We start from the raw sequence: 13,652 nt of genomic DNA on the forward strand, positions 1-13,652 counted from the left end.
TCCATGTGGCTTTCAGCGCCTGGCTGCGCAGCCTGCGCTTTGTCGACGCCTCGCACGCCTCCGCCATGGCGGTGCTGGTGTTGGTCACCGGCATGGTGCTGAGCTGGTGGGTGGCGCTGTGGGTGGGCGAACAGAACCAGCGCGAGGCGCAGCAGCGCTTCGACGCCCATGCCCAGCGTGTCGAGCTCGAGCTGGAGCGGCGCCTGGCCGTGCCCGTCTACGGGCTGCACGGGGCGCGCGGCGTCTATGCGGCCAGCAGCGAGGTCAATCGCGATGAATTCAGGGCCTATGTGGCCTCGCGCGATCTTCCCGCCGAATTCCCCGGCATCCGCGGCTTCGGCTTTGTGCAGCGCGTGGTGCGCCAGGACCTTGCCGCCTTCGAGGCCGAGGTGCAGCGCGAAGCGGGCATGCCCTTCAAGGTGCGCAGCAGCGGCCAGGCCGCCGACCTGTACGTCATCAAATACATCGAGCCCCTGGCCGACAACATGCCCGCCTGGGGCTTTGACCTGGGCAGCGAGCCGGTGCGCCGCGAGGCGATCGAGCGCGCCATGCGCAGCGGGCAGAACGCGCTCACCGGCAGCATCGTGCTGGTGCAGGACGCGCAGAACCACCGCCCCGGTTTCCTGCTGCTGGTGCCGATCTATCGGCGCGGCGCCGACCCCATCACGCCCGCGCAGCGTGAACAGGCCCTGATCGGCCTGGTCTACGCCCCCATCGTCGCGGCCGAGCTGTTCAAGGGCCTGTCGGCGGTGGCCGAGCAGATGCTGACGGTGCAGGTCTACGAGGGCGCGCAGGTCGCGCCCGAGCATCTGTTGTTCGATTCGGCGCCCGAACGGCAAGACGATATGTCCGCGCTGACGGTGACGCGCGTGCTGCAGTTCGGTGGCCGCGAGTTGCTGCTGCGCCTGCGGCCCTCGGCGCAGTTCGAGCGCGCGCAGTTCGGTTCGACGCCCTCCTGGGTGGCGGCCATGGGCAGTCTGCTGGGCGCCTTGCTGGCGCTGACGGTGTGGCTGTTGGCGGTGGGCCGGCAGCGCGCCGAGCTGCTGGCCCGGCAACTCACGCAGGACCTGCAGCGTCTGGCCATGGTGGCCGAACGCACCACCAACGCGGTGATCTGCACCGACACGCAGCTGCGCGTCACCTGGGTCAACGAGGGCTTCACGCGCATGACCGGCTATGGCGCCGAGGAGGCGCTGGGCCGCATGCCCAACGACATCTTCGGCCATCCCGGGTCCGACCCGGCGGTGCAGCGCGCCTTTGCCGAAGCTGGCCGGGCCGGCCGGGGTTGCCGGCAGGAGGTCTGCAACCGGCGCAAGGACGGCAGCCTCTACTGGGTCGACACCGACATTCAGCCGGTGCACGACGACAACGGCCAGCTGACCGGCTTCATCGAGATCGCGCTGGACATCACCCAGCGCAAGCAGCATGACCTGCTGCTGGCCAATGTCATGCGCGAGAACGAGTCGCTGCTGGACACCATACGCAAGCACGCCATCGTCTCGATCACCGACCGCGCCGGCACCATCATCAGCGCCAACGAGGCCTTCTGCCGCATCAGCCAGTACAGCGAGGCCGAGCTGCTGGGGCAGAACCACCGCATCGTCAAATCGGATGTGCAGCCGCCGGTTTTCTGGGAGACGGTGTGGGGCGTCATCAGCCGTGGCAACTCATGGCGCGGGCAGATCTGCAACCGCGCCAAGGATGGCTCGCTCTACTGGGTGGACAGCATCATCGCGCCCATCCTCGGCGCGGACGGTCAGATCGAGCGCTATGTCTCGATCCGCCACGACATCACCGCCAGCCGCATGGCCGCGCGCGAGCTGCAGCGCGAGCGCGAGCGCCTCAGCAACATCATCGAGGGCACCAATGCCGCCACCTGGGAGTGGAATCTGCAGACCGGCGAGGTGGTGCTGAACGAGCGCTGGGCCGAAATGATCGGCTACCGCCTGGAGGAGTTGCAGCCGCTCAGCGTGGCCACCTGGCGCAGCCATGTGCATCCGGGCGATCTGCGCGAATCCAGCCAGCAGGCCAAACGCCATGTAGCCGGCGAGCTGCCCAGCTACGAGGCCGAGCTGCGCCTCAAGCACCGCGACGGGCACTGGATCTGGGTGCTGTCGCGCGGCAAGCTGACCTCGCGCACCGACGATGGCAAGCCGCTGTGGATCTCGGGCACCCATCTGGACATCACCGCGCGCAAGCTGGCCGAGGAGAGCCTGCGCAAGAGCAAGTCGCTGCTCAGCCGCGCCGAGCGCCTGGCCGGCGTGGGCGGCTGGGAGCTGGACCTGGACAGCCATGAGCTCAGCTGGTCGGCCGGTTGCTGGCGCCTGTTCGATCTCGAGCCCGGCGACATCACGCTGGAGCGGTCGCTGAGCTATTTCTCCGAGCGCGACCGCCAGCAGCTCAAGGACGCGATGTACCTCGCCATCCACGAGGGGCAGAACTGGGACATCGAGCTGGACCTGACCACCGCGCTGGGCCGCTTTGTCTGGCTGCGCGCCGTCGGCGAGGTCGAGCGCAATGCCGAGGGCAAGCCGGTGCGCCTGGTCGGCGCCTTTGCCGATGTCACCGCGCGCCGCGAGCTCGAGGCGCGCACCCGGCGCAACAACTCGGTGCTGCGCTCGGTGCTGGACAACCTGCCCTGCGCGCTCAGCGTGTTCGACGGCGACCTGGTGCTGGTGGCGCACAACCAGCAGTTCCGCGATCTGCTGGGCTTCCCGGACCAGCTCTTCGACGGTGCGAGCACCAAGTTCGAGGACATCATCCGCTTCAATGCCGCGCGCGGCGAGTATGGCGAGCATGAGGACCTGGAGCCCACCATCAGCGCCATCATCGAGCGCGCGCGCCACCCCGAGCAGCACCAGCTCGAGCGCACCCGGCCGAATGGCGTGACGCTGGAAGTGCGCGGCTCGCCGATGCCGGATGGTGGCTTCGTCACCACCTATGTCGACATCACCGAGCGCAAGCGCCTGGAGTCCGAGCGCCAGCGCAGCAACGAGCTGCTGCGCGTGGTGCTGGACAACCTGCCCTGCGGGCTCACCGTGATCGATCCGCAGTTCCAGGTGGTGCTGCACAACAGCATGTACACGCGGCTTTACGAGCTTGAGCAGGAGCCGGCGTTGCACGGGCTGGAGCGCTTTGGCGTGGATGAGTTGACGCGCTCGCGCTGGCGTGCGGGCGACTATGGCCCGATCGGCGAGGCCGATGCGGTCGAGTTGGCGCGCGCGCGGGTGCGCGAGGCCTTGCAGCAGCCGCATTTCTGGGAGCGCGTGCGCCCCGACGGCAGGTGCCTGGAGATCCGCAGCTCGCCGGTGGCCGGCTTGGGCTTTGTGTCCACCTACACCGATGTGTCCGAACAGCGCCGCGCCGCCCAGGAGCTGGCGCGCACCGTGTCGCTCTTGAACGCGGTGCTGGACTCCACCACCAAGGTGGCCATTGTGGCCACCGGCCAAGATCGCCTGGTCACGGTGTTCAATCGCGGCGCCGAGCAGATGCTGGGCTACAAGGCCGAGGAGGTGGTGGGCAAGCTCAGCTCGGCGGTCTTCATGCCCGAGGGCGACATGCGTGCCCTGGGCGAGCGAGTCTCGGCCGAGACCGGTGAGCCGCTCAGCGGCTTTGCCGCCCTGGTGCACCCCAGCCAGCTCAACCGAGAGCTGGAGGGCAGCTATCAGCGCAAGGACGGGCAGCAGTTCCAGGTCTTGCGCGTGGTCACCGAGCTGCGCGGCCGCGACGGCGCGCGCTACGGTTATCTGGGCGTCTTCATCGACATCACGCGCCAGAAGGAGTACGAGGCCAGCCTGCAGGAGGCGCGCATCGAGGCCGAACAGGCCAGCGTGGCCAAGAGCCAGTTCCTGGCCAATATGAGCCACGAGATCCGCACGCCCATGAACGCCATCCTGGGCATGCTCAGGCTCTTGCAGAAGACCGGGCTGGATGCGCGGCAGCGCGACTATGCGGGCAAGACCGAAGGGGCGGCGCGCTCGCTGCTGAACCTGCTGAACGACATCCTGGACTTCTCCAAGGCCGAGGCCGGCAAGATGACGCTGGACCCGCACCCCTTCCGCCCCGACCACCTGCTGCGCGACCTGGCGGTGATCCTGGCGGCCAATGTCGGCAACAAGCCGGTGGCGCTGCTGTTCGAGCTGGACCCGCAACTGCCCGAGCTGGTGCAGGGCGATGCACTGCGGTTGCAGCAGGTGCTCAACAACCTGGGCGGCAATGCCATCAAGTTCACCGCCCAGGGCGAGGTGCGCGTGTCGGTGCGCTGCCTGCGGCGCGAGGGCCATCAGCAGGAACTGGAGTTCGCGGTGCGCGACAGCGGCATCGGCATCGCGCCCGAGCACCAGGCGCGCATCTTCACCGGCTTCACCCAGGCCGAGGCCTCCACCACGCGGCGCTTCGGCGGCACCGGGTTGGGCCTGGCGATCAGCCGCAGCCTGGTGGAACTGATGGGCGGCGAGCTCAAGCTCGAGAGCGCGCCCGGCCAGGGCAGCCGCTTCTATTTCAGCCTCAAGCTGCCGGTGCTGGCCGAGGCCAGCCAGCAGCGCCCGGCCGGCGCCGATGGTCAGCCCATCAGCGCCGACATGCTGAACCAGCTGGTGGATGAATTGAGTGGCCGCCAGCTGGACGCGGCCGCCGTGGCGGCCGCTCACACGCAAGCCGGCCCGCGTCTGAGCGGGCTGCGCCTCTTGGTGGTGGAAGACAACGCCAACAACCAGCAGGTGGCGCGCGAGCTGCTGGAAGACGAGGGCGCCCGCGTCACGCTGGCCGAGCATGGGCAGCGCGCCGTGGACCTGCTGCAGGCCGACCCGCGCGCCTATGATGCGGTGCTGATGGACGTGCAAATGCCCGTGATGGATGGCTACACCGCGACTCGCCTGATACGTCAGCAGCTGGCCCTGACCGAGCTGCCGATTCTGGCGATGACGGCCAACGCCATGGCCTCCGACCGCGAGGCCTGCCTGGCCGCCGGCATGAACGCCCATGTGGGCAAGCCCTTCGATCTGCAGGAGCTGGTGGACTGGCTGTGCAAGCTGACGGGGCACGATGCGGGCGCCGGTGATGGCGTGCCGCGGGCCGCCGAGCCAGGTCGGGGCCTCACCCTGATCGACGACGCGCTGCAGGCGCAGGGCGAGGCCCAGGGCCTGGACCTGCGCGATGCGCTGGGCCGGCTGATGGGCAAGACCGAGCTACTGCAGCGCATGTGCAAATCCTTCCTGCCGCAGGCCCTGGCCCTGCCCGCCAGCCTGCGCGGCCAGGCGGATCTGGGCGCCGCGGCGCAGGCGCTGCACAGCTTCAAGGGGCTGGCCGCCACGCTGGGAGCGAAGCGGCTCGCCGCGCTGGGCGCCGAGGGTGAGCGTCAGGTCTTGCAGGGCCAGGCGCTGGATGCCGGCTGGCTGGACGCGCTGCAGGCCCGCATCGAGGCCGATGCGCGCGCCCTGCTGGCGCATGCCGAGGCCTTGCAGGCGCTGGCCGCGCCGGCCGAAATCGTTGTAGCGGCCGAGGCTGACGCCGCCGCGCTCGGCACTGGTCAACTCGGCGCCGGGCTCGATGGCCTGATCCGGCTGTTGCGCGCCTCCGACCTGGCGGCCCTGGACGCCTGCAGCCAATGGCGCGCCGAACTGCCGGCCGCCTGGCGTCAGGCGCAGCGCGAGGCCCTCGACCAGCTCGATGAAGCGATGGCGAACCTGGACTTCGCCGCCGCGCTGGCGGTGTGCGAGCGCTGGCGCGCGGCGGCCGGGGAGGGCAAGGCATGAGCGCAGCGCAGGGCCGCCCCAAGCAAGCTCGCTCCCGCTTGGCGGGACAGGCCGCAGGCCGAAGGGTGCACCAATGAGCCAGGCCAACTTGCCCAAGCGCCGCCTGCTGCTGGTGGACGACCAGCCCATCAATATCCAGGCCCTGCACCAGCTGTTCGCGGCCGACCACCAGGTCTTCATGGCCACTTCGGGCGCCCAGGCCCTCAAGGTCTGCGCCGAGATGCAGCCCGACCTGGTGCTGCTGGACGTGCAGATGCCGGGCATGGACGGCCATGAGGTGTGCCGGCGCATGCAGGCCGATCCGGCGCTGCGCGACATCCCGGTGATCTTCGTCACCGCCCACAGCGAGGCCGAGGCCGAGACCCAGGGCCTGGCGCTGGGCGCGGTGGACTTCATTTCCAAGCCCTTCAACCCGGCGGTGGTGCGCGCGCGCGTCAAGACCCATCTGACCCTCAAGGCGCAGAGCGATCTGCTGCGCCAGCTCGCCTACCTGGACGGGCTCACCGGGGTCTACAACCGCCGCCACTTCGACACCCAGCTGCCGATCGAGTACCAGCGCTGCATACGCAGCGGCGGCAGCCTGGCGGTGCTGCTGGTCGATGTGGACCATTTCAAGCGCTACAACGACTGCTACGGCCATCTGGCCGGCGACGACTGCCTGCGCCGCGTGGCCCAGACCCTGGCCCAGACCCTGCGCCGGCCCGGCGACCTGATGTGCCGCTACGGTGGCGAGGAGTTCGTCTGCCTGCTGCCCGACACCGACCTGGCCGGCGCCGTTACGGTGGCCGAGAGCCTGGTGAGCCGGGTCAGCGCGCTGGCGCTGCCGCATGCGCAGTCCGAGCTGGGCCAGATCGTCAGCGTCAGCGTGGGCGGTGCGGCCAGCCATCCGGTGCCGGGCGGCGAGCCGGCCCTGCTGCTGAGCAGCGCCGACCAGCAGCTCTATGCTGCCAAGCAGGCGGGCCGCGCGCGCGCCCTGTGCTGCGAATGCTGAGCGGCGGCGCTTCGACCTGCCGCCCCTAGCGCCGGGGCGGCCCATGCCGCATGGCGATGGCTGTTGGCGATTTCCTGCCTTGGCATGACGGCAAGGCCTGTCCACAATCGCCCCCAGGCTGGCAGCCAGGAGACCGCCCCGTGCGACAAACCGCGATTCCCTGCCTCTTGATGCGAGGCGGCACCTCCAAGGGGCCGTTCTTTCGCGCGGCCGATCTGCCGGCCGATGCCGCCACCCGCGACCGCGTGCTGCTGGCCGCGCTGGGCTCGCCCGACAAGCGCCAGATCGACGGCCTGGGCGGCGCCCATCCGCTCACCAGCAAGGTCGGCATCGTTTCACCCAGCCAGCGCCCCGGGGTGGATCTGGAATTCCTGTTCGCCCAGCTGCAGCCCGAGCTGGCCACGGTGGACACCACGCCCAACTGCGGCAATATGCTGGCCGCCGTCGTGCCCTTCGCGCTCGAGACCGGCATGGTCAAGGCGCAGGGCCCTGTCAGCACCTTCCGCGTGCTGACGCTGAACACCGACATGGCCTGCGACATCACGGTCCGAACCCCCGACGGCCTTGTGGCGTACGAGGGCGAGGCCCGCATCGACGGGGTGCCGGGCACGGCCGCGCCCATCAGCATCAATTTCCTGGACACCGCGGGTTCGGTCTGCGCGGGCCTGCTGCCCACCGGCCGCGTGCGCGATGTGATCGACGGCATTGCCGTGACCTGCATCGACAACGGCATGCCGCTGGTGATCCTGCGCGCCGAGGCGCTGGGCCGCAGCGGCTACGAGACGGTGGACGAGCTGAATGCCGACGGCGCGCTGAAGGCGCGCATCGAGCGGCTGCGCCTGGCGGCCGGGTTGGCCATGGGCCTGGGCGATGTGAGCGCCAAGAACTACCCCAAGATGACGCTGATCGCGCCGCCGCGCGCGGGCGGCTCGATCTGCACGCGCAGCTTCATCCCGCATGTCTGCCACGATGCCATCGGCGTGCTGGCCGCCGTCACCGTCGGCACGGCCTGCGTGCTCAGGGGCTCGGTCTGCGAGGGCGTGGCGCGGCTGGACGATGCGGCCCGACCCACCGTGGCGGTGGAGCATCCCAGCGGTGAGTTCAGCGTGGCGCTGGCTACCGACCCGCAGGATGGCCAGAAGGTCACCCAGGCGGCCCTGCTGCGCACCGCCCGGCTGCTGATGCGCGGCGAGGTGATGGTGCCCGCCACGCTGTGGCGCGGCGATTGAAAACGGATCGCGAACCGGAAGGCCCGCCATGATCATCGACGTCCACGGCCACTACACCACCGCCCCCGCCGCCCTGGGGGCCTGGCGCGAGCGGCAGATCGCCGCGCTGCATCATCCCGCCCAGGCGCCCAAGGCCGCCGAGCTGAACATCAGCGACGACGAGCTGCGCGAATCGATCGAGAGCAACCAGCTCAGGCTGATGCGCCAGCGCGGCAGCGATCTCACCATCTTCAGCCCGCGCGCCAGCTTCATGGCCCACCACATCGGCGACTTCAACACCTCGTCGAGCTGGGCCGCGATCTGCAACGAGCTCTGCTACCGCGTCTCGCAGCTCTTCCCCGATCACTTCATCCCCGCAGCGATGCTGCCGCAGTCGCCCGGCGTGGACCCGGCCAGCTGCATCCCCGAGCTGGTGAAATGCGTGGAGCAGTACGGCAATGTCGGCATCAACCTGAACCCCGATCCATCGGGCGGCCACTGGACCAGCCCGCCGCTGTCGGACCGCCACTGGTACCCGCTCTACGAGAAGATGGTGGAGTACGACATCCCCGCGATGATCCATGTCTCGACCAGCTGCAACGCCTGCTTCCACACCACCGGCGCGCATTACCTGAACGCTGACACCACCGCCTTCATGCAATGCCTGACCAGCGATCTGTTCAAGGACTTCCCGAGCCTGAAGTTCCTGATCCCGCATGGCGGCGGCGCCGTGCCCTACCACTGGGGGCGCTTCCGCGGTCTGGCGCAGGAGCTCAAGAAGCCGCTGCTGCAAGAGCATCTGCTGAACAACATCTTCTTCGACACCTGCGTCTATCACCAGCCCGGCATCGACCTGCTGACCAAGGTGATCCCGGTGCGCAACATCCTGTTCGCCAGCGAGATGATTGGCGCGGTGCGCGGCATCGACCCCGAGACCGGCCATCACTACGATGACACCAGGCGTTATGTCGAGGCCAGCGTCAACCTCAGCGACGCGCAGCGCCAGCTGGTGTTCGAGGCCAATGCGCGCCGCGTGTTTCCGCGCCTGGATGCGGCGCTCAAGCAGAAGGGGAAGTGAGATGTACGAGCTTGGCGTTGTCTATCGCAACATCCAGCGCGCCGAGCGCGCCGCCGCCGACGGCCTGGCCGCCCTCGGCTCGGCCACGGTGCACGAGGCGCTGGGCCGGGTGGGCCTGCTCCAGCCCTATCTGCGCCCCATCTATGCCGGCGCCCAGGTCTCGGGCACGGCGGTGACGGTGCTGCTGCAGCCCGGCGACAACTGGATGATGCATGTGGCGGCCGAGCAGATACGGCCCGGCGACGTGGTGGTGGCGACGGTCACGTCCGCCTGCTCGGACGGCTATTTCGGCGACCTGCTGGCCACCAGCTTCCAGGCCCGCGGCGCCCGCGCCCTCATCATCGATGCCGGCGTGCGCGACGTGAAGACGCTGCAGGCCATGGGCTTCCCGGTCTGGGCCAAGGCCATCAGTGCCAAGGGCACGATCAAGGCCACGCTGGGCTCGGTCAACATCCCCATCGTCTGCGCCAGCATGCTGGTGACGCCGGGCGATGTGATGGTGGCCGACGACGACGGCGTGGTGTGTGTGCCGGCCGCGCGCGCCGAGGCGACGCTGGCGGCCGCCCTCAAGCGCGCGAGCTTCGAGGGCGAGAAGCGCGCCAGGCTGGCCTCCGGTGTGCTGGGCCTGGACATGTACCAGATGCGCGAGCCGCTGGCCCAGGCCGGCCTGCGCTACGTCGACTGAGATGAGCGCCTTTGCCAAGACACCGGGTTGGCTGGACTGGTGCGCCAAGCCCAGCCAACCCCGCTTCCGGCTGCCGCCCGGCGCGGTGGACGCGCATTGCCATGTGTTCGGCCCCGGCGCCGAATTCCCCTATGCGCCGGAGCGCAAGTACACGCCCTGCGACGCCGGCAAGCAGCAGCTGTTCGCCTTGCGCGATCACCTCGGCTTCGCACGCAATGTGATCGTGCAGGCCACCTGCCATGGCGCCAACAACGCCGCGCTGCTGGACGCGCTGCGCGCCGCAGGGGGCCGGGCGCGCGGCGTGGTGACGCTGAAGCGCAGCGTCAGCGACGCCGAGCTGCAGGCCATGCACGCGGCCGGCGTGCGCGGCGTGCGCTTCAACTTCGTCAAGCGCCTGGTGGACTTCACGCCCAGGGACGAGCTGCAGGAGATGGCCGCGCGCATCGCCGGGCTGGGCTGGCATGTGGTGGTCTATTTCGAGGCGGCGGACCTGCCCGAGCTGTGGGACTTCTTCACCACCCTGCCCACCACCGTGGTGGTGGACCACATGGGCCGGCCCGACGTCGGCAGGCCGGTGGACGGCCCGGAGTTCGCGCTGTTCCTGCGGCTGATGCGCGAGCATGAGAACGTCTGGAGCAAGCTCAGCTGCCCCGAGCGGCTTTCGCTCAGCGGCCCGCCGGCGCTGCATGGCGAGCAGCGTGCCTACCGCGACGTCGTGCCCTTTGCGCGCCGCGTGCTGCAGGACTTCCCCGAGCGCGTGCTCTGGGGCACGGACTGGCCGCACCCCAATCTGAAGGACCATATGCCCGACGACGGCCTGCTGGTGGATTTCATCCCACAGATCGCGCCCAGCGCCGAGCTGCAGCAGCGCCTGCTGGTCGACAACCCGATGCGGCTCTACTGGCCCGAGGAATGCTGAGATGGCGCTCGACAAACCCTACCAGGACATCCCCGGCACCATCATCTTCGATGCCGAGCAGGCGCGCCGCGGCTACTGGCTCAACCAGTTCTGCAGCTCGCTGATGCAGGCCGAGAACCGCGCCCGCTTCAAGGCCGACGAGCGCGCCTATCTGGACGCCTGGCCGATGAGCGAGGAGCAGAAGCAGGCGGTGCTGGCGCGCGATCTCAACTGGTGCATGCGCACCGGCGGCAACATCTATTTCCTGGCCCGGCTGGGCGCCACCGACGGCCTGAGCTTCCAGCAGATGGCCGGTTCGATGACCGGCATGAGCGAGCAGGCCTACCGCGACATGATGATCAGCGGCGGCCGCAGCCCCGCCGGCGTGGTCGGCACGCTGCCCGCGCCAGGCCCGTGCAGGCCGGGCCCCGGGCTGGCCCGCATCAGCGCCAGCGTCTACACCTCGCACGTGCCCGCCATCGGCGTGGCGATCGATCAGGGCAGGACCGAAGAGCCCTATTGGCAGCCGCTGTTCGCCGGCTACGCGGCGAGCCGGCAGTGGATGCTCGAGAACCGGCCCGACGTCATCCTGCTGGTCTACAACGACCATGCCACGGCCTTCAGCCTGGACATGATCCCGACCTTCGCGATCGGCTGCGCGCCCGAGTTCAAGCCGGCCGACGAGGGCTGGGGGGCGCGCCCGGTGCCGGTGGTGCAGGGCCATCCGGAGCTGGCGGCGCATATCGCGCAGTCACTCATCCAGCAGGACTTCGACCTCACCATCGTCAACCGCATGGAGGTGGACCATGGCCTCACCGTGCCGCTCTCGCTGATGTGCGGCCAGCCGCCCGCCGACCATTTTTCCTGGCCCTGCAAGGTGATCCCGATCGCCGTCAACGTGGTGCAGTACCCGGCCCCGTCGGGCCGGCGCTGCTTCCAGCTGGGCCAGGCGATACGGCGCGCGGTCGAGAGCTTCGACGAGGCGCTGACGGTGCAGATCTGGGGCACGGGCGGCATGAGCCACCAATTGCAGGGCGCGCGCGCCGGCCTCATCAACCGTGCCTGGGACAACGCCTTCCTGGACCAGCTGATCGCCGACCCGGCCACGCTGGCGCAGCGGCCGCATATCGACTACGTGCGCGAGGCCGGTTCCGAGGGCATCGAGCTGGTGATGTGGCTGATCGCGCGCGGCGCCATGGCCGATGTGGCCGGTGGCCCGCCGCCGCGCCTGCGCCAGCGCTTCTATCACGTGCCGGCGTCCAACACGGCGGTGGGCCATCTGATCCTGGAGAACACATGAATAGCGGCCAATCCAAGCCCATCAAGGTCGCCCTGGCGGGCGCCGGCGCCTTCGGACTCAAGCATCTGGACGCGCTGCGGCAGATCGATGGTGTCGAGGTGCTCGCCCTGATCGGCCGCGAGCTGGACAAGACCCGCGAGGTGGCGCGCCGCTACGGCATTGACCATGCCGGCACCGAGCTGGGCGAGGTGCTGGCGATGCCCGCGGTGGACGCGGTGATCCTGTGCACGCCCACCCAGCTGCATGCCAGCCAGACCCTGGCCTGCCTGCGGGCCGGCAAGCATGTGCAGGTGGAGATTCCGCTGTGCGACATGCTGGCCGAGGGCGAGGCGGTGGTGCGCCAGGCCCAGGCCAGCGGCCTGGTGGCGATGTGCGGCCATACGCGGCGCTTCAACCCCAGCCACCAATGGGTTCACCAGCAGGTGCGAGCCGGCAGGTTCAACATCCAGCAGATGGATGTGCAGACCTATTTCTTCCGCCGCAGCAATATCAACGCGCTGGGCCAGCCGCGCAGCTGGACCGACCACCTGCTATGGCACCACGCCGCGCACACGGTGGACCTGTTCGCCTACCAGTGCGGCAGCCCGATCGTCAAGGCCAATGCCGTCCAGGGCCCCATTCACCCGACCCTGGGCATCGCGATGGACATGTCGATCCAGCTCAAGGCGGCCAATGGCGCGATCTGCACCCTGAGCCTGTCCTTCAACAATGATGGGCCGCTGGGAACCTTCTTCCGTTACATCGGCGACAGCGGCACCTATATCGCCCGCTACGACGATCTGTTCAACGGCCGCGACGAGAAGATCGACGTCTCACAGGTGGACGTGTCGATGAACGGCATCGAGCTGCAGGACCGCGAGTTCCTCGCCGCCATCCGCGCGGGCCGCGAGCCCAACGCCAGCGTGGCGCAGGTGCTGGACTGTTACCGCGTGCTGGACCAGCTGGAGCGGCAGCTGGGCTGATCGCAATGAGGCCTGTCCGCATGCTTGCCGCCGGTCTGCTGAGCTGGCTGTGCCTGCAGCCGGCCGGCGCGGCGGAGCCCGGCTGGACCGTGCTGACGCACAGCACGGCCGATGCGGTGCAGCAGGTGGACGGGCAACTGGTGGGCCGCGCGCATGGTGGCAAGCGCGCCTTCTACGTGGAGCTGGTGCGGGCCCTGCTCGCCGAGCTGGGGCTGGTGGCGCAGATCGAAACCGTGCCCCTGGCGCGCGGCTTGAAGTGGCTGGCCGCGGACGCGCATGTGGCCCTGTTCAACCTCAGCCGCACGCCGGCGCGCGAGGCGCTGTTCCGCTGGGTCGGCCCGATTTCGCATGAGCGGGATTACCTCTACCAACGCGCCGACGACGCGCTTGAATTGCGACAGCTGGACGACGCCAGACAGGGCGGCATCTGCGTGGTCAACCAGAACGTGCACGACCAGTTGCTGAGCGACAAGAAGTTCACCGACCTGACACGCGTGCGCAGCGTTGAGCAATGCCTGCGCATGCTGATGGCCGGCCGCGTGCGCTACCTCGCGGCCGCCGAAGCCGGCATGGAGCGCCGCCTGCAGCTGCTGGCCATCGCACCGGCGGCGGTGCGCAAGACGGCCGTGATGCTGTTGGAGTCACCGGGCTATATCGCCCTGTCGGCGCAGACGCCCGAGAGCGAGGTCGAGCGCTGGAATGCGGCGCTGCGCAAGCTGCAGCGGGACGGGGTGGTGGAGAGGCTGCAGGGGCTGTATGGGAGGTGAGGGGGCTGGG

The 13,652-nt window shown here is 69.3% G+C and carries 9 protein-coding genes and 1 pseudogene; all 10 read left to right on the forward strand.

Annotated elements, in window-relative coordinates:
- Nucleotides 1–5: 5 nt before the first annotated feature.
- Nucleotides 6–5,753, forward strand: coding sequence for a PAS domain S-box protein (locus AC3WQY_RS19990; protein WP_492710294.1), 5,748 nt, complete (start codon nt 6–8; stop codon nt 5,751–5,753).
- A gap of 73 nt (nt 5,754–5,826) precedes the next feature.
- Nucleotides 5,827–6,744, forward strand: a complete 918-nt coding sequence (locus AC3WQY_RS19995; RefSeq protein ID WP_285231334.1) for a diguanylate cyclase domain-containing protein — start codon at nt 5,827–5,829, stop codon at nt 6,742–6,744.
- A 140-nt stretch (nt 6,745–6,884) separates the two neighbouring features.
- The gene (locus AC3WQY_RS20000; protein ID WP_492710295.1) at nt 6,885–7,973 is read left to right on the forward strand and encodes a 4-oxalomesaconate tautomerase; all 1,089 of its coding nucleotides are present in this window, start codon (nt 6,885–6,887) and stop codon (nt 7,971–7,973) included.
- Between the two features lie 28 nt (nt 7,974–8,001).
- Nucleotides 8,002–9,030: an amidohydrolase family protein gene (locus AC3WQY_RS20005; protein ID WP_492710296.1), complete on the forward strand. Its 1,029-nt coding sequence runs from the start codon at nt 8,002–8,004 to the stop codon at nt 9,028–9,030.
- A 1-nt stretch (nt 9,031) separates the two neighbouring features.
- Complete coding sequence (gene ligK, locus AC3WQY_RS20010; RefSeq protein ID WP_492710298.1) at nt 9,032–9,715, forward strand: 4-carboxy-4-hydroxy-2-oxoadipate aldolase/oxaloacetate decarboxylase; 684 nt, start codon at nt 9,032–9,034, stop codon at nt 9,713–9,715.
- Nucleotide 9,716: 1 nt separating this feature from the next.
- Complete coding sequence (locus tag AC3WQY_RS20015; RefSeq protein ID WP_492710299.1) at nt 9,717–10,634, forward strand: amidohydrolase family protein; 918 nt, start codon at nt 9,717–9,719, stop codon at nt 10,632–10,634.
- A gap of 1 nt (nt 10,635) precedes the next feature.
- Nucleotides 10,636–10,989: pseudogene (gene ligA / locus AC3WQY_RS20020) on the forward strand (protocatechuate 4,5-dioxygenase subunit alpha); the annotation flags it as partial.
- 57 nt (nt 10,990–11,046) lie between these two features.
- Nucleotides 11,047–11,913, forward strand: coding sequence for a class III extradiol dioxygenase subunit beta (locus tag AC3WQY_RS20025; RefSeq protein ID WP_285235606.1), 867 nt, complete (start codon nt 11,047–11,049; stop codon nt 11,911–11,913).
- On the forward strand, nt 11,910–12,875 hold the full coding sequence (locus AC3WQY_RS20030; protein WP_285231338.1) for a Gfo/Idh/MocA family oxidoreductase: 966 nt from the start codon (nt 11,910–11,912) through the stop codon (nt 12,873–12,875). The genes AC3WQY_RS20025 and AC3WQY_RS20030 overlap by 4 nt, the downstream gene beginning before the upstream one ends.
- A gap of 20 nt (nt 12,876–12,895) precedes the next feature.
- Nucleotides 12,896–13,642 carry a substrate-binding periplasmic protein gene (locus tag AC3WQY_RS20035; protein WP_285231339.1) on the forward strand — a complete coding sequence of 249 codons (747 nt, stop codon included), beginning with the start codon at nt 12,896–12,898 and terminating at the stop codon, nt 13,640–13,642.
- Nucleotides 13,643–13,652: the final 10 nt, after the last annotated feature.

The organism is Roseateles sp. FW301-B2 (genome assembly GCF_058788955.1).

Excerpts from the sequence above, each read along its gene's own strand:
- ligK (WP_492710298.1), top strand. The coding sequence starts at position 9,032 with ATGTACGAGCTTGGCGTTGTCTATCGCAACATCCAGCGCGCCGAGCGC.
- AC3WQY_RS19995 (WP_285231334.1), top strand. The coding sequence starts at position 5,827 with ATGAGCCAGGCCAACTTGCCCAAGCGCCGCCTGCTGCTGGTGGACGAC.
- AC3WQY_RS20030 (WP_285231338.1), top strand. The coding sequence starts at position 11,910 with ATGAATAGCGGCCAATCCAAGCCCATCAAGGTCGCCCTGGCGGGCGCC.
- AC3WQY_RS20015 (WP_492710299.1), top strand. The coding sequence starts at position 9,717 with ATGAGCGCCTTTGCCAAGACACCGGGTTGGCTGGACTGGTGCGCCAAG.
- AC3WQY_RS20005 (WP_492710296.1), top strand. The coding sequence starts at position 8,002 with ATGATCATCGACGTCCACGGCCACTACACCACCGCCCCCGCCGCCCTG.
- AC3WQY_RS20035 (WP_285231339.1), top strand. The coding sequence starts at position 12,896 with ATGCTTGCCGCCGGTCTGCTGAGCTGGCTGTGCCTGCAGCCGGCCGGC.